The sequence below is a fragment of the Luteolibacter sp. Populi genome (assembly GCF_040801775.1).
In the GTDB taxonomy this organism is placed as follows: Bacteria; Verrucomicrobiota; Verrucomicrobiia; order Verrucomicrobiales; family Akkermansiaceae; genus Haloferula.
On the sequence record NZ_CP161812.1, the window covers coordinates 3,488,036 to 3,512,749 of the forward strand.

General features: G+C 63.2%; 22 protein-coding genes. 10 read left to right on the top strand and 12 right to left on the bottom strand.

All coding sequences use genetic code 11. The features are described from left to right. Positions 1–157 precede the first annotated feature (157 nt). The 3 genes from ABWK72_RS14200 to ABWK72_RS14210 are packed head-to-tail and all read left to right on the top strand — an operon-like array spanning position 158 to position 4,136. Positions 158–1,234, top strand: coding sequence for a M42 family metallopeptidase (locus tag ABWK72_RS14200; protein ID WP_367870231.1), 1,077 nt, complete (start codon positions 158–160; stop codon positions 1,232–1,234). Further along, positions 1,231–3,192, top strand: a complete 1,962-nt coding sequence (locus ABWK72_RS14205; protein ID WP_367870232.1) for a hypothetical protein — start codon at positions 1,231–1,233, stop codon at positions 3,190–3,192. Before ABWK72_RS14200 ends, ABWK72_RS14205 begins: the two co-directional genes overlap by 4 nt. Beyond that, entirely contained in the window at positions 3,189–4,136 is a 948-nt protein-coding gene (locus ABWK72_RS14210) for an AAA family ATPase (RefSeq protein ID WP_367870233.1), read from the top strand. Before ABWK72_RS14205 ends, ABWK72_RS14210 begins: the two co-directional genes overlap by 4 nt. Positions 4,137–4,148: 12 nt before the next feature. Here ABWK72_RS14210 and ABWK72_RS14215 read toward each other — a convergent pair whose 3' ends face one another. The 3 genes from ABWK72_RS14215 to ABWK72_RS14225 form a co-directional block, all read right to left on the bottom strand. Beyond that, positions 4,149–5,627 (bottom strand): DUF1501 domain-containing protein, encoded by a 1,479-nt coding sequence (locus ABWK72_RS14215; protein ID WP_367870234.1) that lies wholly within the window; start codon positions 5,625–5,627, stop codon positions 4,149–4,151. A gap of 13 nt (positions 5,628–5,640) precedes the next feature. Further along, positions 5,641–8,238, bottom strand: a complete 2,598-nt coding sequence (locus ABWK72_RS14220) for a DUF1800 family protein (protein ID WP_367870235.1) — start codon at positions 8,236–8,238, stop codon at positions 5,641–5,643. Between the two features lie 302 nt (positions 8,239–8,540). Further along, positions 8,541–10,457 carry an ATP-dependent DNA helicase RecQ gene (locus ABWK72_RS14225; protein WP_367870236.1) on the bottom strand — a complete coding sequence of 639 codons (1,917 nt, stop codon included), beginning with the start codon at positions 10,455–10,457 and terminating at the stop codon, positions 8,541–8,543. Between the two features lie 80 nt (positions 10,458–10,537). Between ABWK72_RS14225 and ABWK72_RS14230 the strand changes: the two genes are divergently transcribed. Together ABWK72_RS14230 and ABWK72_RS14235 are read left to right on the top strand one after the other, a co-directional pair. Next, positions 10,538–10,882 (top strand): SH3 domain-containing protein, encoded by a 345-nt coding sequence (locus ABWK72_RS14230; protein ID WP_367870237.1) that lies wholly within the window; start codon positions 10,538–10,540, stop codon positions 10,880–10,882. A gap of 47 nt (positions 10,883–10,929) precedes the next feature. After that, the gene (locus ABWK72_RS14235; protein ID WP_367870238.1) at positions 10,930–11,478 is read left to right on the top strand and encodes a hypothetical protein; all 549 of its coding nucleotides are present in this window, start codon (positions 10,930–10,932) and stop codon (positions 11,476–11,478) included. A gap of 173 nt (positions 11,479–11,651) precedes the next feature. Here the strand turns inward: ABWK72_RS14235 and ABWK72_RS14240 are convergent, their stop codons facing one another. After that, positions 11,652–12,488: a DUF4394 domain-containing protein gene (locus ABWK72_RS14240; protein WP_367870239.1), complete on the bottom strand. Its 837-nt coding sequence runs from the start codon at positions 12,486–12,488 to the stop codon at positions 11,652–11,654. A gap of 187 nt (positions 12,489–12,675) precedes the next feature. Between ABWK72_RS14240 and ABWK72_RS14245 the strand changes: the two genes are divergently transcribed. Further along, a complete protein-coding gene (locus ABWK72_RS14245) occupies positions 12,676–13,194 on the top strand; it encodes a L,D-transpeptidase family protein (protein ID WP_367870240.1) in 519 nt (172 codons plus the stop codon). A 49-nt stretch (positions 13,195–13,243) separates the two neighbouring features. Then, the gene (locus tag ABWK72_RS14250; RefSeq protein WP_367870241.1) at positions 13,244–14,449 is read left to right on the top strand and encodes a hypothetical protein; all 1,206 of its coding nucleotides are present in this window, start codon (positions 13,244–13,246) and stop codon (positions 14,447–14,449) included. Between the two features lie 17 nt (positions 14,450–14,466). Here ABWK72_RS14250 and ABWK72_RS14255 read toward each other — a convergent pair whose 3' ends face one another. Next, complete coding sequence (locus ABWK72_RS14255; RefSeq protein WP_367870242.1) at positions 14,467–14,622, bottom strand: DUF3309 family protein; 156 nt, start codon at positions 14,620–14,622, stop codon at positions 14,467–14,469. Between the two features lie 75 nt (positions 14,623–14,697). Continuing rightward, entirely contained in the window at positions 14,698–14,889 is a 192-nt protein-coding gene (locus ABWK72_RS14260; RefSeq protein ID WP_367870243.1) for a CsbD family protein, read from the bottom strand. A 332-nt stretch (positions 14,890–15,221) separates the two neighbouring features. Between ABWK72_RS14260 and ABWK72_RS14265 the strand changes: the two genes are divergently transcribed. Both ABWK72_RS14265 and ABWK72_RS14270 read left to right on the top strand, forming a co-directional pair. Further along, on the top strand, positions 15,222–17,354 hold the full coding sequence (locus ABWK72_RS14265; RefSeq protein WP_367870244.1) for a CHASE3 domain-containing protein: 2,133 nt from the start codon (positions 15,222–15,224) through the stop codon (positions 17,352–17,354). Next, positions 17,341–18,456 (top strand): response regulator, encoded by a 1,116-nt coding sequence (locus tag ABWK72_RS14270; protein WP_367870245.1) that lies wholly within the window; start codon positions 17,341–17,343, stop codon positions 18,454–18,456. The genes ABWK72_RS14265 and ABWK72_RS14270 overlap by 14 nt, the downstream gene beginning before the upstream one ends. On the opposite strand, the gene ABWK72_RS14275 is transcribed toward ABWK72_RS14270, so the two are convergent. The 6 genes from ABWK72_RS14275 to ABWK72_RS14300 are packed head-to-tail and all read right to left on the bottom strand — an operon-like array spanning position 18,439 to position 23,730. Then, on the bottom strand, positions 18,439–18,837 hold the full coding sequence (locus ABWK72_RS14275; protein ID WP_367870246.1) for a hypothetical protein: 399 nt from the start codon (positions 18,835–18,837) through the stop codon (positions 18,439–18,441). The genes ABWK72_RS14270 and ABWK72_RS14275 overlap by 18 nt on opposite strands. A 54-nt stretch (positions 18,838–18,891) precedes the next feature. Further along, a complete protein-coding gene (locus tag ABWK72_RS14280; RefSeq protein ID WP_367870247.1) occupies positions 18,892–19,962 on the bottom strand; it encodes an altronate dehydrogenase in 1,071 nt (356 codons plus the stop codon). A 10-nt stretch (positions 19,963–19,972) separates the two neighbouring features. After that, the gene (locus tag ABWK72_RS14285; protein WP_367870248.1) at positions 19,973–21,463 is read right to left on the bottom strand and encodes a UxaA family hydrolase; all 1,491 of its coding nucleotides are present in this window, start codon (positions 21,461–21,463) and stop codon (positions 19,973–19,975) included. A 22-nt stretch (positions 21,464–21,485) separates the two neighbouring features. Continuing rightward, positions 21,486–22,070: a hypothetical protein gene (locus ABWK72_RS14290; protein ID WP_367870249.1), complete on the bottom strand. Its 585-nt coding sequence runs from the start codon at positions 22,068–22,070 to the stop codon at positions 21,486–21,488. 6 nt (positions 22,071–22,076) lie between these two features. After that, positions 22,077–22,721, bottom strand: coding sequence for a cyclase family protein (locus ABWK72_RS14295; RefSeq protein WP_367870250.1), 645 nt, complete (start codon positions 22,719–22,721; stop codon positions 22,077–22,079). Positions 22,722–22,770: 49 nt separating this feature from the next. Beyond that, positions 22,771–23,730 carry an aldo/keto reductase gene (locus tag ABWK72_RS14300; RefSeq protein ID WP_367870251.1) on the bottom strand — a complete coding sequence of 320 codons (960 nt, stop codon included), beginning with the start codon at positions 23,728–23,730 and terminating at the stop codon, positions 22,771–22,773. A 63-nt stretch (positions 23,731–23,793) separates the two neighbouring features. On the opposite strand from ABWK72_RS14300, the gene ABWK72_RS14305 reads away from it, so the two are divergent. Then, complete coding sequence (locus ABWK72_RS14305) at positions 23,794–24,711, top strand: AraC family transcriptional regulator (RefSeq protein WP_367870252.1); 918 nt, start codon at positions 23,794–23,796, stop codon at positions 24,709–24,711. Positions 24,712–24,714: the final 3 nt, after the last annotated feature.

Sequence of the window (24,714 nt, forward strand, 5' to 3'; positions counted from 1 at the left end):
TCAAAAATGTCCGCGACTAACGGCGGGAAGTTCACGTGGTTCCGCCAATAATGTCGCGTCGCTCCTGAAAGAGTCCTCAGGGAGAAATATTCGCCGCCGCCCCTTCCCCCTCACTCGCCGATTGCCCTCCGCGCCCGGCGTGCTTGAATGGCGACAGATGACGCAAGACGACCGGGAGTTCCTTTTCAGGCTGTTGCAGACCCCGAGCCCGACCGGTTTTGAGATGCCCGGGCAGCGGGTGTGGGCGGATTACCTGCGACCGCTGGCCGCGGAAGTGACTTGCGATGCCTATGGCTCGACCTGGGCCACGCTCAAGGGCAAGTCCGACAGAACCGTGATGCTGACCGCCCACGCAGATGAAATCGGCTTCATGATCAAGACCATCCAGCAGGACGGCTTCATCCGGATCGACCGCATCGGCGGCAGCGATACCGCCACGGCGCGCGGCCGCCGGCTGATTTTCCAAGGCGACAAGGGCCCGGTGCGCGGGATCATCGGGAATACCGCGATCCACCTGCGCCGCGACAATCCGGGCGACGAGAAGGCTCCGCAGGTCCACGAATTGTGGGGCGATGTCGGCGCTTCGAATGCCCGTGAAGTGACCGCGATGGGCCTGCGGGTCGGCCATCCGGCGGTGTATGAGGACGGACCGCTGGAACTGGCCCATAAGCGGCTGGTCGGGCGGGCAATCGATAACCGGATCGGCAGCTACATCATCGCCCAAGTGCTGAAACGGATTGCCAAGGGCCGCAAGAAGCCCGGCTTGACGCTGATCTGCGCGAACATGGTGCAGGAAGAGATCGGCGGCAACGGGGCGATGATGGCAACCTATCGGCTGAATCCGGACGTCTGCATCTGCCTGGACGTGACCCATGCCACGGACACCCCGGGAATCGACAATTCCAAATTCGGCACGGTGAAATTGGGCGGTGGCCCCACGATCAGCCACGGAACCGCGAATCATCCGCTGGTGGTGAAACGCCTGATCGAGACCGCGACCAAGGGCAAGATCCCGGTGCAGCACGAGGCGAGCAGCCGCTTCACCGGCACGGACACGGACAAAATTTTCAATCAGCGGGGGGGCGTACCCAGCGGGCTGGTCTCGCTGCCGCTGCGCTGCATGCATTCGGTGGTGGAAACCGCGCATCTGGATGATATTGCGCGGACGATCGACCTGCTGACCGGCTTCGTGATGTCGCTGGAGGCGGCCGACCGCTTTCACCAGAGCCTATGAGATTCCCCGCCGCCATCGTCATGCTTTTGGCATGCGGTCTCGCGTCCGCGGCGCAGAGCCCGTCGGATGCGGCGTTAGCGTGGCTGCGGGACGTGGCCTCCGGCAAGGCGGAGATGGAGCCCGGAGCGGGCACGGCGCTGTCCCCGGATGTGGACGATGAGGACCTGAAGAGCATCCGCTCGCGCCTGTCGCGGCTGCGGGAGAGCCTGAAACCGGATGATTTGAGGCCGCTGGCGGACAAAGAGGACGGCGATCTGGCGGCGGTGCTGGTGTCTCAGATCACGAATTTCGATTCCGAGAGCGTGCAGATTCACGCGGTGGGGCTGGTGAAGCGGGGCGAGCAGTGGTTGCCCGCTCCGCTGCCATCGTCGTTTAACGCCACCGGCCTGAGCTTCCGGCCCGGCTTCCTGGCACGGGCGAAGGTGCTTGAGGAGTGGATGCTGGAGGAGCGCTCCAAGCAATTCTTCCGCCTGAAGGAGGACGCCTTTTCCCTGCTGGCGGACGAGATGCGGAAATTCATCACGCCCGACGCCTTGCTCGGATCCACGCCGGCGAAGCTGGCGGAGGACTTCCTGGCGGCGCTGGCCAAGCGTGACTTGCCGGCGGCGCTGGCCTTGTTAGGGGGCTTGGAGAACCCGCCGCCGGAACATTGGGACGAGACGCTCCAGGTGGTGTCCGCGAACTTGCGGAAGAAAGAGATCACGCATCCCCTGTGGCGCTTGCTGGCGGCCCCCGAGGCGGTCCGGACGATCGTGGCGGTGGAGGAAGACGGCGAGGCACCCATGATCAGCATCGTCGGTCTCGATCCGGCTGCCGATCCGGGCACGCGGCCACTGCCGAATGCCCTGCACCTGACGTTTGTCCGGTCGAAATCCGGAAGCTGGCACATCCGGCTGCCGCACGAATTGCTGGCACCGGCGACCCAGCCGCTGGCTCCCGGTCAAGAGGACGCCGCGCGCACCCAGGACGCGGAATTCATCGAGAAATTCCCGCTCAAGCTGATGGAGCAGCAGGCACCTGCACCCTCGGCAACCGCGGAAGAGGCAACCGCCGCGATCCTGGAGGCCCTGAACCGGCCCTCGCTGGCGGAGCTCTGCACGCATCTGGATCTCGAGGCTACCCCGGCCACCGCACTCGATTCCATGAGCCGGGCGGCGGAACTGTGGCAGAAGGTCCACGCGAAGAAGAACCCTGTAGCCCCGGTACTGCTGGAATTGCAAGAAGCCGGCGATGATGCCTGCGCGCTGATCCAGATGTTTTCCGGCAGGAGCCCGGCGGAATCCGCGGTCGAAACGATCTTCCTGCAACGCAAGCCTAGTGGCTGGCTCGCCAATCCGGGTTTCTCGGGTGTTTCCGCACTGCCCTACCCCAAGGATAGCGAGGCCTTCATGCAATGGCTGCCCGCGACCCTGAAAGCCCGCAATGCGGAGTGGTGGGACGGGCTCTTGACCCGGATCGGCGGGGTGGCGGCGGACTCCGCGCCGAGTGAAGAGGAGGCGCGCCGGGTGGTGGCGGAGTCGCGCCAGGCTTTTGCGAAGGGTGACGTGGCGGGCGCCCTCGCGCGGGCGGCCTGCTTCGACGACAAGACGGGAGTGACGCGCCTGCTGCGAAATACCGGCAGCGATTTCCTGGCGCGCCAGGCGGGAGAGGTCCTCAGCGTGCACCGTGCCGGGCGCTGGGCCGCGGTCTCGCTGCGGGTGCCACCGCCCTTGGGCGACGACTCGGCGAATTCTTATCCACTGGTGCTGGTGGTGAGCACCCCTGCCGGTCCGCGCATCCTGCCGGAACTCGATCTCTACGATCCGCTCACCGACAACCGCAATTTCTTCAACCGCGTGGTGTGGGACCGCATCACGGCCCGCCTGCCCGACGGGGCACGGAGCGAATTGGAGCCGATCTACGAGAAGCATCGTACCATTTCCGCCGCGGACCGCGGCCGCCAAAAGCCCACCGAATGAGCGACCTCATCTCCGCCCGACAAACCGCCCGCCTTTTGGAAGAAGCCGTCCGCACCGTGGTGCGGGGGCAGGACACCGCCCTGAGGAACATCCTCGCCTGCCTGGCAGGCGGCGGGCATGCCCTGGTCGAGGACGTTCCGGGCACCGGCAAGACCACGCTGGCCAAGGCGATCGCGAAATCGGTGAGCGGGGCCGCCTTCAAGCGCGTGCAGTTCACGCCGGACCTGCTGCCGGGCGACATCCTGGGCGTCTCGATCTTCGACCCGCGGACCCAGGAATTCCGCTTCCGGCCGGGCCCGGTTTTCGCGGATATCCTGCTGGCGGACGAGATCAACCGGGCCTCGCCGCGGACCCAGTTGGCGCTGTTAGAGGCGATGGCCGAGCGGCAGGCGACGATCGACGGCGAGCGCCACGATCTGGACGGCCTGTTCTTCGTGATTGCGACGCAGAATCCGGTGGAATTCCGCGGGACTTATCCGCTGCCGGAGGCCCAGATGGACCGCTTCATGATCCAAAGCCGCCTGGGCTACGTCACACCGGAAGAAGAGCGCGCGATCCTGGCCGACCAGATCGACCGCCATCCCGTGGATTTGCTCCAGCCGGTGGTCACGCGCGACAATCTCGTCGGCCTGTTAGAAGCGACCCGCAGCGTGCGGATCAGCGACGAGTTGCGCGGCTACATCGTCGATGTCGTCTCCGCAACCCGCGGGCGCGACGATGTCCAGCTCGCGGCGAGCCCGCGCGCGTCGATCGCTCTGATGAAGATGGCGCAGGCGCTATCCTTGTTCGAGGAGCGGGACTTCGTGGTTCCCGAGACGATCCAGACGGTGGCTGCGGATGTGATCGCGCACCGCCTGGTGATCGCGCCGGAGGCGAAGCTTTCGGGAGTGACGGGTCGGCAGGTGGTGGCGGATATTCTGGGAGAGATTCCGGTGCCGGTGTAACCATAGGGTTGCTCAACCGAAGAACCCCAGCGGTCCCGTCGCACCGGGCGTGAAGAAGTTCCCGACATTGGGCAGGACGAGGTGCAGGCTTGATGGTGGCACGCCGAGCCAGAGGGCCAGTTCGCCGAAGTATTCGTCGCAGCTGGTGGTCGGGATCATCCGGCCGCGGCCGGTGTCGAGAGGGTTGAGCTCGATGCTACTGCTAGGATTGAGCGCGAGGCTCGGGTACTGTCCGAAGATCTTTTTTCCATCGACGCTGCCGCCCATGATGAAGTGATTTCCGCCCCATGCATGGTCGGAGCCGCGGTCATTGCTGGTGAGGGTGCGGCCGAAGTCGGAGCCGGTGAACAAGGTCACCTGATCCTGGATGCCCAACAGCACCAACTGATCCCAGAAGGCGCCGATCGCATCATCCACATCCTTTAGCATCCCCTGCTGTGCGGCGATGGTATTGCTGTGGTGATCCCAGCCACCGAGATTGACGAAGAAGGTCTGGCGCAAGGCTCCCATGGCGCTGCGGCCCATGATGGCCTTGGCCACCTGATGGAGCTGCTGGCCCAAGCGGTTGGGATCCGTGCCGGGCACCTCATCGGCCACAAGCCGGAATTTCACGTTTCCGGGCAGGGTCCCTGCAGTCGCCTCGTGGTAGATTGCGTAGGCCTCCTGGGCGTCGCGGCGCTTCTGTTGGAAAGTCTTTTGAAGCAGGTGATCGTACTGGCGGGCCAGCATGCTATCCACGCCGTTGCTGGCTGCATTGAGCCTGGGGCTGGTCGAACTGTAGTTTTCCGCGTAGCCCAAGAGTGCTTGAGCACCACCCGCCGTCGCCGAAGTGCTCGGCTTTACCGCGTATTCCGCACCGGTTACGCCGCTCTGGAAGACGTTGCTGCCGTCCACGGAGATATTCATGGAGACCAACTGGCTGGGATTGATGTCCTTGATCAGGTCCATCATCCGGCCTCCCCAGCCGATGCCGGAGCGGCTTTGCGGCACGCTGGTCTGCCATTGCTCGATCTGGTCCGAATGCGAGTAGAGCCCGAGCGGGAGATGTTTGGAGGCATTGTTGACTTCCGTCCGGTTGGAGACCCGCTCGATCAAGGTGCCCACATTGGCAACGAAGGCTGCATCCCCCGCTTCGAAACGTGCGGCCAGCTTCGGCATCGAGGGATGGACTCCGAAGGTCCGTCCCGGCGTGTTCAGGGGATGGATCTGATGCAGGCCGGCCAAGGGCAACGCGAGGTTGCCGCGGGCGCTCTCGTACTCCGCGCGCGAATTCGCATGCGTCGGGGAAGGCCCGCTATAGGGCGACAGCATGTTGAAGCTGTCATTGCCTCCGCTAAGGAACAAACACACGAGCGCGCGATACTCGCCGGGTACCGGCGGCGCGGCATTCGCGACCGAACCCGCAAGACGCAGGTTGAGCAGGGTGTTCAGCACCGGGATGGCGCTGACGGCGGAGCAACTGGCCTGACCAAGGAAACGGCGACGGTTCATGAGGATAGAGAATTCAATGTTGGACCGCGAATTCGGGGCTGCAGACGATGAGGTAGATGGCCAGCTTCAGACGCTCGTGGTGCCATTGCCACTCGCTGCCGCCGGGCCCGATGCGAGCCAGAGCCTCGCGGATGATTTGGAAAGACTCCGGCTCCAGAGTCCCGCCCGTAAGAACGAGATCGAGGCGACGCAGGAGAGGATCGGGATCGAGGGGCTGGACGGTGGGCTGGTTCTGATTGATCGCGGAAGCCGGGACGTTCAGCAGCCACTCCTGATCCAGATTCAGCACCGCTGAACGCTCGGGCTTCGAGGCACCCAGGCCGTATTCAGCCGCGACCATGTGCTGCCAGAAAAAGTTCGGTGCCGTGACGCCGGAGGCGGCGTTCACGATCTGTAGCTCGGGGGCCACCAGGCCTGCAGCGGCCAAGGGGCCGGGCGGCATATAGGTGGGCAGGTAGAAGTTAAAGACGCTCGGTGAGTTGAAAGGTTCCTGCACGTGATCGGCATCGAGGCCGGAGAGATAATACCATCCCGCCCCGGTGGAGGCATTGAAGGCACGCGCGACATTCACGGTCCTGAGGAAAGGCTCGCGGAGCTTCCCGAAAGTCGGGTCCGCCATTTTCGCCGGATCGCGCGCTTCCGGATCCATGAGGATGGCTTTTACCGTTCGTCCCATGTCGCCGCGAGGAGCCGTGTTGAACGCTGCGGCGACGCGACCGACGTATGCGGGCGAGGGGTTCGAGGTCACCAAACGCTGGATCAACAATCTGCCGATGAAAGGTCCGACATTGGGATGGTTGGCGAGATTCGAGATCGCGGCATCGACATCCGCCATGGTGGCAGTTCCGGTATTGTAGGGGCTCGCCGTGCGCGCCGGAGTGGTGGCACCCAGCAGCAAGGTCTTCGGTTCGAGGTCGTGATGCTCGTCCCAACCCTTCATGGGCACCGAGAAGTCCCCGTCGAAGGAAGCGAATTGCGGCTGCTGGCCGTTGATGAGGACTCCGAAGGACAAGCCGGTGAACACGCGGGCGAACTCGGTGATGTTCGCGTTCGAGTAGGTCGCAATCGGCTGACTTTGATCGTCGAGCATCCGGGTGCCGTCTGGATTCAGCATCCACAGTCCGATGCTGAAGAGCTGCATGACTTCCCGAGCGTAGTTTTCGTCCGGGAAGGTCCGGTTGGTCGCATTCGATTTCTTGTTCCCGAAATGGCTCAAGTAGAGGCCCATGCAGGGGTGCAGGGAGACATCCTTGAGCGTCACCTCGAAATTGCCGAAGCTCCCTTCGAGCAGCTTGTCGTAGAAATGGACCATGCCGGCCGGCTCGACGCCGAGGCGCTCCATCCGGTCGCTGATGACGAAGATCTGGCTGAGCGCGAAAGCGACCCTCTGCCGGAGAGGATCGGGAAGCTGCTCCTGCGCGGCATCGGGCCTGAGCTTCGGCAGGCCCATGGCACGGCCCCACCAGGCATTCATCTTCAGTCCGTTCCAGAGACGGTGGTCCGGGTCGCTATCCATCAACTCCTCCTGCCACTCCATCATCGGCGTTAGCCGGCCGATCGGACGGGCAAGCTGCTGGTCGATCCAGCCTTCGATTCCGAGCGCCATCACCTCCTCGACATTCTCCGGAATCTGATCCGGATCGTCCGGTGAATCCTGATCGGGGCCGAACCCTGCTTGAATGAGAAATCTAGCCGCTTCTTTCGCCGAAGGCCCGCTGGTCGCGATTTGGTTGAAGATCGAGACGCTGGCCGAGTTCGCGGAACCCACCGTATAGCCGGTCCCCGGCAGTGCCGTGAGTACGATGGTCTCCGTACTTTCCGCGTCTTCCATATCCGCGACCGGCGAAATCTTCACGAACACCTCCCGCTGGCCGGGAGCGAAGGCGACCGAACTTGAGCCGACGGAAGAATCATAGTCCACGCCCGCGGTCGCCGAGCCGCCGAACGATAAATTCACGGTGAACGGCTTCAGTCCCCCGCTCCGCCTCAGCACGAACAATGCGGGATCGGGCCATCGCTCCGAGCAGGTGTCGTCGTAACACGAGACCGTGACCGTGCTCGTGCTCGCCGCGCTGATCCCTGCCACAACCCGCTGCGCATCCGTCTGATCAAACCTGCCAGTGCGGTTTGTTGCGGGGTCGAAGCCGACCATCAGCTCTTCCCAGTCGTTGACGCCATCGCCGTCGGAATCGGTGTCGGAGGGCTCTACCTTAAAATAGGCACCCGGCCCGAGCGCACCCAAATCGCGCAACGTCAGCCCGCCGCTACCGGGAATATTGCTTTCAAGAGAAGACCACGCTTCCAGATCGGTGCTCCCCCATATCTGATAGCGCTTGCCCGCAACGCCCTGCCACGAGAGCAGGGGCTCGCCCTCGGACAGGCTTACTTCCGCGCGCGGCCACGATTTCGGATCGAGCGGATTGGTGCCGGCGAGGCTCTCGTTGAGATTGCTCCAGCCGTCCTTGTCCGCGTCGGCGGAGGCGGATAGTCCGGCGGCACCGAAATACATTTCCCAGACATCGCTTTGGGAGTTGCCGTTCCCGTCGACCGCGTAAGCGGACACGGGGAGGAGGGCGGCGAAGGCGAGGATTGGCGAAAGCCCGTTCTTCATGAGGACTAGGCTACTTTAAACTTTTACGATAAAACAAGCCTTCAGGATGCCATGATATCCCAAAGGACTGAATATATTCGCCAAGAATTTAAATCTCGTTTTCACATTTTAACTATTCCCGCCGCCCTTGCGCATTTCGGAGCCGGATAAACGAGCCTCCGGGCGCGGGCGGCGGCTGTGTCGGCAATACCGGTCGCCCGCGCCCTTTTGCTTCTGGCGAATGGCCCCGTAGGAACCAAGCGGCTTCCTATCCATGCACGGCGCAGCCGGCTATCCCGCGGGAATACCAAATGCCGATGCCCCTATAGTGCCTCCGCCACGGTCAGAACCTCGGCAAAGGGCATGTGCTCGAGTAACCCGAACGAGTCGTGGCGGCCGAGGCGGGCACGCATGACGGCGGGGCTGGAAATACCGCATAGGAAGCGCGCGAGCTGGCGCGGAGTCTTGAGGGCGGCATGGCGCTCGTCGAATAGCTGGCGGATCGCCCGCAAGTCCTCATCGGAAGGAGTGCGGTGGCTCGTGCGCGGGATCACCTGCGGAGGAACGCCGCGGCAGCGGTCGCAATGGCCGCAGGGGCTCGCGAGTTGCTCGCCGAAGTGGCTGGTGACGAAGGCCGTGATGCAGCCGGTTTGCTCGGCGAGTTCCACCACCTCCCGCAGGCGATCGAGATCCGCTTGCTCGCGCTTGCGGAATTTCTCATCGAGCCGGGTCGCCAGCTCGCGGAGATCCCCGGGATCCTTGGTGATGCGATAGCCTTGGCGCACCCCGGACTTCTTGAGTGCCAGATCGCCCGCTTCTTCCAGATAGGTGAGCGCGTCGGTGATCCGCTGCGGGTCCTCGCCGGTTTTCATCGCGACTTCGGAAACCTCGAAAGTGTGCCAACTGCGGCCTTCGCTGGCGGCGGCGAAGATCTTGCGCAGGAAGGTCTTCCGCCGCTCATCGTAACCGGCGAGCATCGGCTCGAGTCCGCGTAGCAGGCGCGCTTGCCAGGACGACCAGAATAGCCGGGTGGCCTCGATCAGCCCCTCCAGCTCCAGGTAAGTGAGCAGGGTATTCACCACGAGAGGCCGGACGTCGTTTACGCCGGACAACTCGTAGGTCGAGACATCGAACTCATTCCCGAGACGAAGGATATGATCGACCAGATGTCTTGTCGCAGCCGGTGAAGGCGTGTCGCCATAGGTGAAATTCTCCAGGGTCACGAGGTCGTCTCCGCAAGCGAGCAGCTCGCAGGTCGAGAGCTTGCCATCGCGGCCGGCGCGGCCGGTCTCCTGGGTGTAGTTCTCCAGGCTCTTCGGTAGATTGTAGTGATAGACGGCGCGGATGTCGGCCTTGTCGATGCCCATGCCGAAGGCGATCGTGGCGACAATGACCCGGGTCCTACCGGCCATGAAGGCCTCCTGCGCCTCGGCGCGGAATTCATCCGGCATGCCCGCATGATAGGCGCGCGCCGCGAGGCCACTCTTCTGAAGGAAGGTCGCGACCTCTTCCGCGGTGTGCTGAAGGGTAACATAGACGATGGCCGCGCCCTCGCTCTCGCGCAGGCGGCGCAGCAGGTGCTGCTTGCGCTGGCCGCCCTGCAGCGGGGCGACGCGCAAGTCGAGATTCGAGCGGTGGAAGCTGAGCTGGACGTGATCCTTCTTGGCGATCTTGAAGGCGGCACGGATATCCGTAGCCACTCCCGGCGTGGCGGTGGCGGTCAGGCAGAGGACGCGCGGGACTTTCAGGTCGCGGCACAACTTCGACAGCTTCAGGTAGTCCGGGCGGAAGTTATGGCCCCACTCGGAAATGCAATGCGCCTCGTCAATCGCCACCAGCGAGATCTTCAGTTTCTTGAGGCGGGCGCGGAAGGCCTCGTTCGAGAGCCGCTCGGGTGCCACGTAGAGCAGTTTTAGGGAACCATTGCCGAGGGAGCTGATGACGGCGTTGTATTCCTCCCGTTCCAAGGTCGAATCGAGACGCGCGGCGACGACACCCTTCGCGCGCAGGGCGTCCACCTGGTCCTTCATCAGGGCTATCAACGGCGAAACCACCAGGGTCACGCCCTCCAGCATCAGGGCGGGAAGCTGGTAGCACAGGGATTTCCCGCCGCCGGTGGGGAAGACCGCCAGCATCGAGCGACCGGCCAGCAGACCCTCCACCACCTCGCGCTGGCCACCACGGAATTCGGGGTGGCCGAAGCGGGTGCTGAGCAGGTCGTGGATGGCATCACCGGGCACGCAGGGGAAATGCCTTTCCCGCGTGGAAAGCACAAGCCCCGCTCTTGCCGGGACGCCGCGCGCACGCCAGCATCCCCGGCATGCCGAGCTTCATCGCCAATGCCGATTACGAGGAAAAGGACAGCCACCCGATCCGCCTGGAGCCGGGGGATGAAGTGACGGTGGGTCCAGTGGACCGCGCTTGGCCGGGCTGGGTCTGGGCGGAGGATGACAAGGGCAACGACGGCTACGTGCCGGAGGAAATCCTGGAACCGCTCGGCGAGGGCCGCTTCGCCGCGATGGAGGCCTTCGACCCGACCGTGCTGGTCGTCCGCCGCGGCGATGAATTGGAGTCGCTCAAACAGATCCACGGCTGGCACTGGTGCCGCACGAGCACCAACACGGAAGGCTGGGTGGCGGGCTACCTGCTGCGCCCGGCTTCCTGAACTGAAGTTTCGTTTCCGGAATCCTTTACCCTTACCCATTCACGACCATGAAACTCTTGCTGCTCGCATTCGCCAGCTTCCTATTCGCCCTCGCCCCGGCTCTTGCAGACAACACGCCCTCGGAAGCCGCGAAGGCCTACTACGAGACGATGAAGGCGAAGGACTACAATGGCGCGGCCAAACTCTTCGACCCGGAGGCGCTGAAATCCTTCCGCGGGATGCTGGATTTCCTGACCGATCTGCCGGACGAGGAAGGGGCCGAGGTGCTGGTCGCCTTTTTCGGCGAAGGCGCGACCAAGGAGTCGGTGAAGAAACTCAGCGACAGCGAGTTCTTCGCGTCCTTCTTCAAGGGCGTAATGGCTCAGGCGGAAGAGGAAGGCGGCGTGGACTTCGGCGAGGTCAAGGTCTTGGGCGAGGTGCCGGAGGGAGCCGATGTGGTGCACGTGCTGACGCGGAGCAAGATGGGCGTGGGCGAGCTGAAGATCGAGTCGATGGAAGTGATCTCCTTCAAGAAGACCGAGGCGGGCTGGAAGGCCCTGCTGAACGGCGAGATGACGGGCATGGCGGGCCAGCTGAAGGCATCCTTCGGGAAGTAGGAACCGCGGAGAAAGACAGAGTGCCGAGTGATCAGTGGAGAAAACCGAGCGAAGCGAATTGGGCGGGCGGATCCACGACATTTGCTTGAATCGCCACAGCAAACCTAACGGAGAGCCATAAAAAAGCCGGGACCCGCAGGCCCCGGCTTCTTTTCTCAAGAATTCGCAGAGGTTTATTCGGGCACGGGCCCCAAGCTGGTGATTCCGCTCACCGGATAAGGTCCGCCGATCTTGCCGACCAGCGTGGCGGCACCGGTGGTGAGATCCACGGTGTAGAGCGAGGCCCGCTTCGACTTGCCGAACTTCAGCTTGAGCTGGAAGCTGGCATAGGCGGTGCCATTGGCCGAGATGTCAAATCCAGCGACCTCGGTCACATTCACGCCCAAGGCACCGACGGTGTTCAGGGTCCCGTTGTTCGGCGGGTTCTGGGTCACCAGCACGTCGCGACCGGCGTCGATATCGTAGAGGAGGGTGGCGATTGGTGCCGGGTTGACGCTGTTGGTGTAGCCGGCTGCCGCGACCAGGGGCTTGGCTCCGAAACCCGCGTCACCTTCGGCATAAATGGCCGAGAGGTCGGTGGCCGAAAGCAAACCGGTCGTGGGATCGGCCCGCAGGTTCTGTCCGGTATTGCTGACGATGCGGATGCGATCGACCACCGGATTGAAGTCGAAGGCGAAACGCGTACCGCTCAGCGCCGGCGTGAAGGGTGCCGCACCCACCGGGGTGGCCACTCCGGACTCCGGGTTGATCAGGTAGATCCGGCTGGTGCTGCCGAGGGCGTAGAGCCCGCCCGTGGCTGGACGGCGGTCGATGCCGAGCAGCTTCTCCTTTTTCTGAAGGCCGGTGACCTTCACCACCTCGACCTGCGAGGGAGCGGTGGAGGTGAAGTAAACGAGGCGGTTCTTGGGAGCAAGGCCGACGAGGACTTCCTGCGCCGTCACCGGGCCCAGCAGCGCTGCGAACAGCGCGGGGAGGAGAAGACGGCGAAAGGATCGGGAGTTGGTTTTCATGGTGGTTTCCTAGGGGATTGGGGGTTATTCGCCAAAGTCCGGCCCGTAGCAAAGGGGACAGACAATCCCTAGCCTAACCCACAATTCCCCGGGCGCGAGAGGGCCACTACAAAATTTTCCCATGGGGGTATATACGAGCCCCACGGGGAGTTGACGAGCGCCCCAAGTTGGTTGAAGAGGGACGCGCATGAATCGCCGCACGCTCGTCCTTTTTCTCGCCCCGCTGCTCCTCGCCAACTGTACAACGATCCCTGAACTGGGTGCGATGGCGGACAAGGGCGGTACACGCCAGCGCCGCATCGTGGTGAAACTCGCCGAGCAAAAAGCCTACCTTTATCATCGGGACAAGATGGTGGCGGTGTCGCCGATATCCTCCGGCCGCGAGGGCAAGCATACCCCGGTCGGACGCTTCAGCGTGATCGAGAAGGATATCGACCACCGTTCGTCCCTCTACGGGAACTACGTCCGCAGCGGCAAGGTGGTGAAGGAGAACATCGACGTGCGCAAGGGCGGCCGGCCGCCGGGCTGCAAGTTCGAGGGCGTGCCGATGCCTTACTTCCTGCGCTTCACGGGAGCCTATGGCCTGCATGCCGGAAACCTGCCGGGCTATCCCGCATCCAGCGGCTGCGTCCGCCTGCCCAAGCGCCAGGCGAAACGTTTCTATGATGCGGTGCGGCTCGGGACGCCCGTGACGGTGCAGCGTTGAGGCGGCTTTTTGCTCGGAAAGTTCGCAAAATTAGATTTTCAATAGCTCCATGATTTCGAGTCGTGGCAGCTTGGGAAAGGGCGTGTGCATGAGCCTCGTCCTGGCGCTTGGCGCCGCGGCGGAGGTGACGAGCTGGACGAATACTTCCGGCCAATCATTCCGGGCGGAGCTGATCCGGGTCGACGGCCTGAACGTGATTTTCGCGCTGGAAGGCGGCCGGACCTTCGCCAGTCCGCTGAGTTCCCTGAGTGCGCCGGACCAGGTCCGCGCCCGGGCCGCCGCGGCGGCGAGCCCTGCCACGGCTCCCGTTACCGCCGCTGCTGCTGCTGCCAGGCCGGTGAACTTCGGCTTCGCATGGCCGCGGGAGATCCGCATGGACGGGCCGTCGCAGGCGAAGGTGGTCTCCGAGGACACGAAGAAGAATATCTTCATCTACGAAAGCCCGCACTACCGCTTCGCCAGCAACGTGCGTTTGACCTCCGATGTTCTCCGCAACTTCGCGATGATGTTCGAGACGACCTGGAAGTATGCCGCCGCGGTCCCGCTCGCACTCGACGGCGGGATCCTCCGCCAAGGCCGGCTCGATGTCCTGCTCTTCGAGACCAGCGGGCAGTACATCGCCGCCGGCGGACCTCCGGGCAGCGCCGCCTGCTACATTCCCTCCAGCGGCATTGTCCTAACACCGCTTTCGAGCTTGGGACTGACAAAGACCCCGACCGGTTTCAGCCTCGATACCGCCGCGACCAACGATGTCCTGATCCACGAGTTGGCTCATCAGGTCACGCCATCGAGCTACATGAGCAATGCCCTGCGCAACGGCTGGTTCGTCGAGGGTCTGGCAGAGTATATTTCCTCCACGCCCTACAGTTGGGGCTATTTCCGTCCGGATCCCCTGGGCAATGCCGCGCTCGCCTACGTGACCGCCTACGGGGAGGATCGGAAAGGCGGTCGCTCCCTAGGCACCAAATTGCGAGTTCCGCGGCTGCGGAAATTCATGCAGATGGATTACCGCGATTTCGCGGGCGCAAACGCCAACCTTCACTACGGACTTGGTCTTCTGCTGACCCACTACTTCCTGCACATGGAAGGGGCGGGCAGGAGCGGACGGATGGGCGACTATCTCAAAGGCCTGAGATCGGGAAAAACCGGTGATGTCGCGCTGGCACCCCTGCTGGGCGGCAGCACTTTCGAGAAGCTCGAGACCGAGTTCGCCGACGCTTGGCGGAAGAAAGGCATCGAAATCACCTTCGAGTAGTCCCCTCCGGCCGCGGGTCAGATGCGACCAAAGATCACCAGCAGGATGACGATAATGACCACCAGGCCGAGCCCGCCGCTGGGCATGTAGCCCCAGCTTTTGCTGTGACCCCAGGTCGGCAAGGCACCGATCAGGAGGAGAAGGAGAACGATCAGGAGAATGGTACCGATCATGGAATTGGAGAATTGGGAGTGAGGAGAAGAGCCGCCGCACCCATTCGGGAAAGCGGCGGCGATTTGGACTTGGCATCAGTCGAGGGAATCCTTGATGGCCTTCTCGACTTCCTCACGGGTTTGTCCTGTCCGTTTTTGGATGCGGCCAACCAGTTCGTCCTGCTTGCCCTCGGCATAGTCGAGATCGTCATCGGTGAGTTGCCCCCACTTCTGCTTCAGCTTGCCCTTGGCGATGTTCCAGTTGCCTTTGATTTCGAGGGAATTCATGGGTTGATTTTGGTTGGTGTGAGTTGAGGTGACGCATTGGAGAGTCACCCTCTTCCTTTTTAACACGACCTGTGCCACGCGGCGGTCGATCCCCCCGCATCGCCATGGCAGTAGGGCTTCAGAGGAAAGCTTCCTTCCTGGAACCCGACCTAACAGAATGGAAGCGGTGCATCCTGCATGGAGGTGCTTGCTTCAGGCATTGCAGAAAATTGCGCGGGGCCGTGCGAAATTCCGTTTCAAAGTTTCCGAAAAACGCTCGTTAAATCGCCTTGTCGGGCAAGCGGCGGGATGTTGGGTTTCCGCTGCGCCCGGATTCCGGCGCGTTGGAATCGATGCGCCGCTTTCTTAGAGCCCGATACCTCACCGCGGCCTTCATCGCGCTGGTGATGGTGATCTACGGTGCCGTCACCTCGGTGCGGAATACCCAGGAGAACCTGTCCGATTTTGCGGAGGTCCAGCACACCCGCATCGTGCTGGCCGATCTCGAGGGTTTGCTGGTCGGCATGCTCAATTTGGAGACCGGCTACCAAGGCTACCTCCTTACCGGCAAAGACGAATTCCTGGCACCCTACGAAGAGGCCCGGAAGCGGGTGGGCCCTGAGATCGACCGGCTGGAAGAGCTCACCAAGGGCAACCACGATCAGGGGCTACGGCTGGCCCAGATCCGCGAAACGGTATTGGCCAAGATGCGCGAATCGGACCGTGCCATCGCGATCCGGCGATCCGGCGACGCTCAAGCCGCAGCGGCTCTCGTCTCCACCGAGGAAGGCAAGCGGACCATGGATCACCTGCGCCTCCTGATCGCGAAGATGCGGGACGAGGAACAGCAGCAATTGCGAAAGAGCCAGATGGAGTTGGTCAGCAGCTTCAAGGAGACCAATACCATCGTGGTCACCACCAGCGTGGTGGCGATCGCGGCGGGAATCATCGGCACGATCTTGCTGGCCCTCTACCTGATGGCGAAGGAGCGCCAAGAGCGGTTGTTTTTCGAGAAAGAAAAGGCCGTGCAAGCCGACCGGGCGAAGACCGACTTCCTGGCGATGATGAGCCACGAGATCCGCACGCCGATGAATGCCATTCTCGGCTTCAGCGAGCTGCTGCACGAGCTATCGGACAAACCGCAGCAGAAGCACTACGCCAAGGCGATCATGACCAGCGGCAATTCGCTGCTCTCGCTGATCAACGACATTCTCGACCTCTCGAAGATCGAGGCGGAGAAGATGGACCTCCATCCGGAGGTGGTGGAGATGAAGCGCTTCGCCGAAAACCTGGAGACGCTGTTCTCCTTCCGCGCGCAAGAGAAGTCGCTGCTATATCGCGTGACCATCGACCCGTCGGTGCCCGCATCACTGACCTTCGACGCGCTGCGGCTGCGGCAGGTGCTGGTAAACCTCGTCGGGAACGCGCTGAAGTTCACCCGCGAAGGTCACGTCCATGTCGGTATCCGGGCCGAGTCCAGTGCCAAGTCCGACGCCGTATTGCTCCACTTCGAAGTGGAGGACAGCGGTATCGGTATCTCGGGCGACCAATTGCCGCACATTTTCCGGCCCTTCTATCAGGTGGAGTCCGAGCAAGGCCGGCACTTCCAGGGCACCGGCTTGGGCCTCGGCATTTCCGAGCGCCTGATCACGCTGATGGGCGGCAAGATCGAGGTGCAGAGCGAAATCGGCAAGGGGTCGATCTTCCGTGTGGCGGTGCCGGTCCGTCGCCAGCCCGTGAGCCGGGCGGAAATGACGGTCATCCCCGGCGGAGGGAACGCGGACTTCAACCGCCTCGCTCCGTCGAAGATCCTGGTGGTCGATGACGTGTCGCTCAACCGCGAGCTGATCCGCGGCTACCTGCAGGGCAGCCACCACCAGCTCCTCGAGGCCAAAAACGGCGAGCAGGCCGTCATCCTCTGCCGCCGTCAGCTGCCTGACATCGTGCTGATGGACATCCGCATGCCGATCGTCGATGGCCGCTCCGCGCACGCGATGCTCAAGGCCCAGGAGGCGACGCGGAAGATCCCGCTGATCGCGGTGACGGCGTCATCCCTGCTCAACAGCCAGGACGAGCTTCAGCGGATGTTCGATGGGTTTGCCAGCAAACCGATCAGCCGCGAGCGACTGTTTCTGGAGCTGTCGAAATTCCTTCCGATCCAAGCCACCGCCGCCACCGGCAAGCCGCGGCCCGAAGAACCCGTGGCCGAAACCGCCCATTCCCGCGAGTGGCCCGAGCTGCATGCCGAACTGGCGGTCCTGCGGGACTCCGTGCTGCCCGGCTTGATCGAGCTGGTCCCGGCGCAGGCCACCCTGCGCTTCGCCGGCGATTTATCGGAAAAGGCGGAGAAGCACGATTGCCTTCCGCTTGCCGACTACGCCGGTCAGCTCGACAATGCGGCCGCGAATATGGATTTCGCCGAGGCCGGCCGCTTGCTTGCCATGTTTCCCGGGCTGATCGACCGCTTGCGCCATGACCCAGTTTGACCCTTTGCCGCGTCCTTCCGGTTCGTCCCTGATCCTGGTGGTCGATGACGAGCCGAAGAACATTCAAGTCGTCGGCCCGCTGCTGCTCAAGCAAGGGCACGAGGTGATCGCCGCAGGCAGCGGGGAAGAAGCCTTGGCAAAGCTGCGCTCGGTTAAACCCGACCTGCTTCTGCTGGACGTGATGATGCCGGGGATGACCGGCTTCGACCTCTGCCGCAAACTGCGTGCCCAATTCGAGTGGCAGGACATTCCGGTGATCTTCCTTTCCGCCGTAACCGACAAGAGCTTCGTGATGGAGGCCCTGGCCGCGGGTGCGGTGGACTACGTGACCAAGCCTTTCCACGGGCCGGAGTTGATTTCGCGGGTCCAAGTGCACCTGAATCTCCAGAGCACGCGCCGCCGCCTGGCGACGACCATCGACGAGCGCAACCGCCTGTTAGAAGTGGTCGCGCACGACCTCAAGAATCCCTTGGGGGCGGTGCGCTTCGCAGCCACCATGCTTCAGGAGCAAGGCGACTCGATGCCACGCGGCCAGAGCGCATTGATCGGCAGCATCGGTGATGCGGCGGACCGCGCGCTGGAGATCGTCGGCTCGCTGCTGCAAACCCGCCAGTTGGAGGAGACCAAGGCCCAGATGGGACTCATGGCGATGTGCCTGCGCGAATATGCCGAGGAAGCGGTCAAGAGCTTCCGGCGTCACGGCGAGCGCAAGCGCATCTCCTTGAATCTCGAAAGCGCCGGCACCCGCATTCCCGTGACTGCGGACCGCCGCTCGCTGCTCTGCGCCCTGGAGAACCTGATATCGAACGCGATCAAGTTTTCCCCGCAGGGCTCGACGGTGAGGATCTGCCTTCTTCACGACGACAAATCGGGGATCTTCCAGATCGACGACGAGGGTCCCGGCGTGGGTGAGGAGGAGAAGCACCTGCTCTTCCGCAAGTTCACCCGGCTGAGCGCGCGCCCCACCGGCGGCGAGATCTCGACCGGTCTCGGCCTGCACATCGTTCACGAGCTCCTCGAAGCGATGGACGGCAGCGTGAACTACGAGCGAGGGCCGAGGGGCGGTGCGTGTTTCGTGGTCAGGTTACCGCTTGCCGGTTAAGCGGGTCGCCCGCGCATGCCGGTGCCGCCTCCACAAGAGCAGGAGACCCCAGGGAATCATGCTCAAGACGAGCAGGAACCAGTAGGAGAAGCTCACATCGAAGATCTCGCGATCCCATTGCCAGCGCCACGCAAATCCGGGAAAGAAGCGGCTTTGGTAGGAGATATTTTCGAAGCGAGGCGCCTCCCATTTCGTCAGGCCGGGATCCCGCCAGGCGACGATACGCAGGAATGCACCCCGCTGGCTGAGGAGAAAGCAAAGTGGTCCGTCCACCGAGACGCTGCTGAGGAAACGCGTGGACCAAACCCAGCACCAAAGCAGGAATAGCGGGAGCAGGACTCCCAAGCGGAAGGTATACGAGCGGTAGAATCGGTGACTCACGGCCGCCTCCCGTCTAGCACAAGCACGCCGCCGCGCCAGCACGGGAAATGCAGGCTACTTGATCAAGCGACCCAACAGTTCCGGCTCCCGGCCGAATTTACTACGATATTCCTCGTAGGTAGGAAGCAGGCGGACGCGGAGCTTGGCTTCGTGATTGAGCGCGATCGCGGAGAGCTTGTGTTCCAGGAAGGGATTGCGGAAGCGGTCGAGGGTGGTCCGGGCGAAGCCGGCGGGGTCATCGACGCGGCCTTCGAGGACGGGGACGATTTCGTTGAAGAGGAGATCTTCCAGCCACGGGCCGACCTCGGGGTGCTCGACACATTCGCGGACCGTTGCGATGCCCATGGGGAGGGCGTGGCAGACGAGGGCCGAATGAAGGCCGTTGAGAATGCGGACTTTCCGCAGGTAGTACGGGGTGATGTCCGGGGCGGTGACGACGGCGGGATGCTGGAGACCGAAGCTGCCCGTGGTTTCAATGGCCCAGAACGCGAAGGGCTCGGCGCTGAGCAGGAGGGGATCGGTGCCGAGCAGCGGGTGCGCTTTCGGCGGGCCGGGGACGATCCGGTCCACCAGGTTGTTCAGCCAAGTGCAGCTTTCGCCCAACCACGCGACCGCATCCGGAGAAACCTGCCAGCGGGCCGCTTGTTCGAGGACGAGGGCGCGGAGCCGGTCGCCATTGTGCTCGATGAGTTCGCAGGGGAGGATGACGGGGCCGGGAAGGCCGGCAGCATGGCGGGCTAGCAAGACCGCCAAAAGCTTCGCCGGATAGGAGGAAGGAACCCCACGGTTTTCCACATCGGCTTCATCAAGTGCGAAGCCTGCTTCCGTGGTATTCGAAACGATCCAACGCATATCAGGGCGGCAGGCGGTTTCCAGCACCTCGTACCACCGGGTGCCAGCGTGAAGGGCCTTCGAGATGGACCGGACTTCTTCGGTCTCGTCGATCACCCGGCCTTCGACGAAACCCTGGACCGCCACGTGATAGCGCCCCCCCGCACGATTGAGCGCTTCCGCCCGCTCGATGCCCGTGGACTGCACTACCACGACCTCATCGAATCCCGTCTGGGACACGAAGAGATCGACGAATGCCCGGAGGAAATTTCCTGCGCCGAATTGAAGGATCATGGATGAAATTTCACAAGGTCACTCCCTGCTTCCAGATCGCGATTTCCCGGAAGCCATTGATCTCGTTTCGCGCCGGCTTGCCCGATGCGGTTTCAAGGATCAGCTCCATCAATTCATCGGTGACGCTGTCCTCGGAGACCTCGGGCTCCAGCAGCTTCCCCGCGTCGAAATCAATCCAGTTGGGCTTGCGTGTCGCGAGGTCGTGGTTCGATGCGATCTTCAAGGTCGGCACCGCGACGCCGAGCGGCGTGCCGCGGCCGGTGGTGAAGAGAATCTCATGCGCTCCCGCGGCGGCCAGCGCGGTGCAGGAGACGCCGTTGTTGCCCGGCGCTTCCACCAGGCAGAGGCCGCCGAGCTGCTGCCGCGCGGCATCGCCATAGCCGACCACTTGCTTCACCGGGGCGAGGCCGCCCTTCTGGATGCAACCGAGCGACTTTTCTTCCAAAGTGGTGATGCCGCCGTCCTTGTTCCCCGGTGACGGGTTTTCGTGCACCGCTTCGCCATGGCGGCGGAAGTAGTCCTTGAAGCCGTTCACCATCGCCAGAGCCTCGCCGAAAAGTTCTGCGCTCTCGCAGCGGTTGAACAAGGGTGCCTCCGCACCGAACATCTCCGGCACTTCTGTTAGAACGGCGGTTCCGCCCCACGCCGATAGCCGCTCGGCAATCCTCCCTACCAGCGGGTTCGCGGTGATGCCGCTGAAGCCGTCGCTACCGCCGCACTTCATCCCCAGCACCAGTTCGGACGCGGGAATCGGCTCGCGCTTGAATTGCGAAGCGTAGTCGACGAGCTCGCGCATCGCCGCCAAGCCGTGCTCGATTTCGTCCTGCACTTCCTGCGCGTTAAAGAAGCGCACCCGCTGCGGATCAAGCGTCCCGGCCTCGGCGAGGAAGGACTTGAGGGTGTTGTTTTCGCAACCGAGGCCGAGGATCAGCACCGCCGCGGCATTCGGATGCCGCACCAGTCCGGCCAGGATCTTCCGAGTATGCCCGAGGTCATCTCCAAGCTGCGAACAGCCATACGGATGAGTGAAGGCATGGATGCCATCGATCAGCCCGCCCGCCACGACGAACTCGCGCGCGGCGAGGTCCGCGATGCGCTGGCTCGGGACGTTCACGCAGGCCACCGTGTTGACGATCCAGATTTCATTGCGCGTCGCAGCCCGCCCGTCGGGCCGGCGGTAGCCCATGAAATGCGGCACGCTGCCGCCCGATTCCGACGAACTACGGTTCGGCTCGTACTTCAGTTGCGTGTCCTCCGCCAATCCGGTGCGCAAGTTATGCGAGTGGACCTGGGCTCCGGCCGCAATCGCTTCCGTCGCGATGCCGATGGGAAATCCATATTTCACCACCGGCTCCCCCGCCGCGATGGCGCGCAGGGCCGCCTTGTGACCCGCGGGGATCTCGCCCAACACCACGCCGGAATCATCGCGCGTTCCCGCCGTGATCGCCAAGGGGGCGACGGCTACGTTGTCGTCGGGATGGATCTGAACAAGGAGCTTCATAAAGAGATTCGGTCTGCCCCGTTCAGGGAATCAAGTCGTCCAAGGTCACTCGTTCCCGATTAAGGTCGGATAGGGATGCATGTGGCTTTGTTGACCTGAGCAATTGGCCATACTTCGCATGGAGACGTGGCAGAAGCGCCTCATCTCCATCCTCCCAAGGATAAATCTTCGACCGCGAATCATCCTCCGGCCCGAGAACGAGGTAACGCAAGAAGCCGCCATCCTCATCCAAGAGAGACCGGTCAAATACCTTTGTGACTCGTGAGACGAAGTAGAACTCTCCGAAGGGCTCAGAGACTTCATCATCGATCAGTGCATCAGGATCCCCGACGATCCGCTGGTAACGGTCTTCGGGAAGGATCGCCACACAGTCCGCGAAATCCATGAAGCTGTCATTGCCCGCCGTCCCTCCCGACGCGAGATAGGCCGCCATGCTGAATAGCTTCGTGTAGAGCCCTTGCCTGCGCAGGATCAGATCGCGACCAATGACACCCGCCTCCGCCGCAGACATCGTTTTGCATTCTTCGGCGAGCCGTCCATCGATCTCACCGAAGCCTGGTTGCCGATCCCACAGCGTCACCAGCAGTTGTTGGGTTAGTTCGTTCACGGCGTACTACATTTTCATCAAGACCGCACGGCAGGGCGAACCGGAGAAGCCCGGCACCAAAAGTGGCAGCGCCATGAAGCTCGCCCCCGCGGCGAACTCGCGCCAGCCCTCGCGGAAGCAGAGCTCCTCGATCACCCACACGCCATTGCCGAGCAGGATCTCGTGGGTCAGTGCGTTCTCAGGGCCGGTGCCACCGATGGAGAAATGATCGATGCCGATGGCGCGCACGCCTCTCCCCACGATCCATTCCGCCCCCGCCGGTGAAAGCCAGGGCGAGCGATGGATCCACTCGTCGGTCTTCGCGCGCTTGTGGCCCCAGCCGGTATTGAGCAGCAGGATCCGGCCCGAACAATTCCCGGCAGTTTCCAGATCGGCAGGCCCGATGGGATGGCTAGCTTCAAGGTGCGTGAGATCGGCGATGGCCTGCTCACCACAGAAGGTCTCCAACGGGTAAGTGTCGATGGATGCACCGCCGGGAATCTTGTGCAGCGGTGCATCAAGGTGCGTGCCGGTGTGCGACGCCATGTGGAATTCCTCCATCCGCCAGCCGTCCGTGGGGTGGTCCGCCGTCCGCGGCAAGCTCACCGGCGGATGCACGTGGCAATTCGGGCAGTCATCGAAGAGCGGTTGGGAGAGGTCGAAGAAACGCATGAGGAGTAATGACGAATGTCGAATTTCCGAATGACGAATCAAGGCATGCTCATCCGAGGATCTCGTCGCGGTGCTGGGGCAGGCCGCGGGTGAAGTTGAAATTGTGGATCGGCCCGAGGATCTCCATCACTTCCGCCAGCCGTTCGCGATCGAAGGGCTGGTCGAGGTAGGCGATGTTCGCGCGGATGTTGTCGGGATTCGCGGAGCCCACTAAGGTACTCGCGATCCCCTCGTTGTCGCAGGCGAATTGCAGCGCGAGTTGGACGATATCCACGCCCCTCGCGCGGCAATGCTCCATCGCCTTCTTGCAACCCTCGCGGATCGTCGCCGTGGACGGGTGCCAATCCGGCGCGCCGCGTTGCGTCAGCAGGCCCATGCCGGTCGGGGAGGCATTGATGATGCCGACGCCCTTCTCCTGAAGGTAGGGGATCATGTCGCCGAGAGAGGTATCGTTCAGCTCGTAGTGGCAGAAGGACAGGATCGTCTCCACCGTTCCGGGGGCCACCCGGTCGAGGATCGACGGGAAGATCTTGAGCGGCAGCCCGGTGATGCCGATGTGGCGGACGATCCCTTGCTCCTTCAACTTTTGCAGGGTCGGCAAGGTCTCGTTCACGATCTGGTCGTGATCCGCGAACTCGATGTCGTGGCACTGGATCAGGTCGATGTGGTCGATCCCGAGCCGGATCAGGCTGTGCTCGATGCTGCGCTCGGTGCTGGCGGCCGAGAAATCGTAGTCGCCCCGCGCCTCGCTGTAGCTGCCGATCTTGGTCGCGAGAATGTAGGAATCGCGCGGCACGCCCTCCAACGCCCTTCCTAACCTGAGTTCGGCCAGCGTCTGGCCGTAGGACGGCGAGGTATCGATGAAGTTCATCCCTCCATCCAGCGCGGCGCGGACCGTGGCAATCGCATCATCGAGGGTGACTGGGCGGAAAACGGAGCCGAGCGAGGAGCCTCCGAAGCCGAGCACGGAAACCTGCAGGCCGGTCGAGCCGAGCGGACGGTATTTCATGAGTTCAGGCGGGAAGCATGGGCCGGACGAAGCCGTCGCACCATGGCGGTTTTTTTCCGATTCATGACGATTCTTGACCTCCGCCACGTTCTGCGGATGCTGCCCGGTGTGACCGGAAACGCCTTGGAACCGCCGTCCTTCGTGTCGCGGCAGGTCCGCGAGGCCCGGCGTTTCTATCTCAATCTTAATCCTCCCGCCGGCCACAAGCTGAGCACCGTCTGTGGCGGCTGGGAACGCTGCGCTCCGGATTTTCAAGTCGAGCGCGCCGACTTCCCCTTCCTCTGTGTTGAATTCGTCGCCGGTGGCAAAGGCAAGGTCACCCTGGATGGCCGGGAGTGGCCGCTGCAGCGCGGCACCGTCTTCGCCTACGGGCCCGGCTGCGCCCACCGGATCGCCGCGGATCCTGGCGATCCGCCGGCGAAGTACTTCCTCGATTTCGCCGGACGCGAAGGCTTGGAGCTCCTGCGCGCTGCCAACCTTCTGCCGGGCAATTGCCGGATCGTCCCGGACGCGGAGGAATTGGAGGAAGCCTTCGAGCAGGTGCTAGCCAGTGGCCGGAAGGCGGGCCCGCAGGCCGCCCGGATCACCGCGCTGCACACCGAGATCCTGCTGCGGACCTTGGCGGACTCGGTCGCGGCCGCGGGCGGCCACGAGCAATCCCATCAGACCTACCTGAAGTGCCGGAGCTGCATCGAAGGCCGCTTCCTCGAATTCTCGACCGCCACCGAGGTCGCCGCCGCCTGCCACGTCCACCCCGCCTACCTGTCCCGCCTTTTCGCCCGGCATGGTCACGAATCGCCCTATCACGCCCTGCTCCGCTGCCGCATGATGCACGCCGCCGCCCTGCTCGATGGCGGCGGTCGGATTGTCCGCGAGGTGGCGGAGGAACTCGGGCTGGATCCCTTCCACTTCTCCCGGGTCTTCAAGCGCATCCACGGGGTCTCCCCGGCGGAGTTTTTGAAGCGGCGCGGCGCGGCTTGAGAG

Bases quoted from the DNA above. Each gene is read 5' to 3' on its own strand.
- ABWK72_RS14200 (WP_367870231.1), top strand. From the start codon at position 158: ATGACGCAAGACGACCGGGAGTTCCTTTTCAGGCTGTTGCAGACCCCG.
- ABWK72_RS14205 (WP_367870232.1), top strand. From the start codon at position 1,231: ATGAGATTCCCCGCCGCCATCGTCATGCTTTTGGCATGCGGTCTCGCG.
- ABWK72_RS14210 (WP_367870233.1), top strand. From the start codon at position 3,189: ATGAGCGACCTCATCTCCGCCCGACAAACCGCCCGCCTTTTGGAAGAA.
- ABWK72_RS14215 (WP_367870234.1), bottom strand. From the start codon at position 5,627: ATGAACCGTCGCCGTTTCCTTGGTCAGGCCAGTTGCTCCGCCGTCAGC.
- ABWK72_RS14220 (WP_367870235.1), bottom strand. From the start codon at position 8,238: ATGAAGAACGGGCTTTCGCCAATCCTCGCCTTCGCCGCCCTCCTCCCC.
- ABWK72_RS14230 (WP_367870237.1), top strand. From the start codon at position 10,538: ATGCCGAGCTTCATCGCCAATGCCGATTACGAGGAAAAGGACAGCCAC.
- ABWK72_RS14235 (WP_367870238.1), top strand. From the start codon at position 10,930: ATGAAACTCTTGCTGCTCGCATTCGCCAGCTTCCTATTCGCCCTCGCC.
- ABWK72_RS14240 (WP_367870239.1), bottom strand. From the start codon at position 12,488: ATGAAAACCAACTCCCGATCCTTTCGCCGTCTTCTCCTCCCCGCGCTG.
- ABWK72_RS14245 (WP_367870240.1), top strand. From the start codon at position 12,676: ATGAATCGCCGCACGCTCGTCCTTTTTCTCGCCCCGCTGCTCCTCGCC.
- ABWK72_RS14250 (WP_367870241.1), top strand. From the start codon at position 13,244: ATGATTTCGAGTCGTGGCAGCTTGGGAAAGGGCGTGTGCATGAGCCTC.
- ABWK72_RS14255 (WP_367870242.1), bottom strand. From the start codon at position 14,622: ATGATCGGTACCATTCTCCTGATCGTTCTCCTTCTCCTCCTGATCGGT.
- ABWK72_RS14260 (WP_367870243.1), bottom strand. From the start codon at position 14,889: ATGAATTCCCTCGAAATCAAAGGCAACTGGAACATCGCCAAGGGCAAG.
- ABWK72_RS14265 (WP_367870244.1), top strand. From the start codon at position 15,222: ATGCGCCGCTTTCTTAGAGCCCGATACCTCACCGCGGCCTTCATCGCG.
- ABWK72_RS14270 (WP_367870245.1), top strand. From the start codon at position 17,341: ATGACCCAGTTTGACCCTTTGCCGCGTCCTTCCGGTTCGTCCCTGATC.
- ABWK72_RS14280 (WP_367870247.1), bottom strand. From the start codon at position 19,962: ATGATCCTTCAATTCGGCGCAGGAAATTTCCTCCGGGCATTCGTCGAT.
- ABWK72_RS14285 (WP_367870248.1), bottom strand. From the start codon at position 21,463: ATGAAGCTCCTTGTTCAGATCCATCCCGACGACAACGTAGCCGTCGCC.
- ABWK72_RS14295 (WP_367870250.1), bottom strand. From the start codon at position 22,721: ATGCGTTTCTTCGACCTCTCCCAACCGCTCTTCGATGACTGCCCGAAT.
- ABWK72_RS14300 (WP_367870251.1), bottom strand. From the start codon at position 23,730: ATGAAATACCGTCCGCTCGGCTCGACCGGCCTGCAGGTTTCCGTGCTC.
- ABWK72_RS14305 (WP_367870252.1), top strand. From the start codon at position 23,794: ATGACGATTCTTGACCTCCGCCACGTTCTGCGGATGCTGCCCGGTGTG.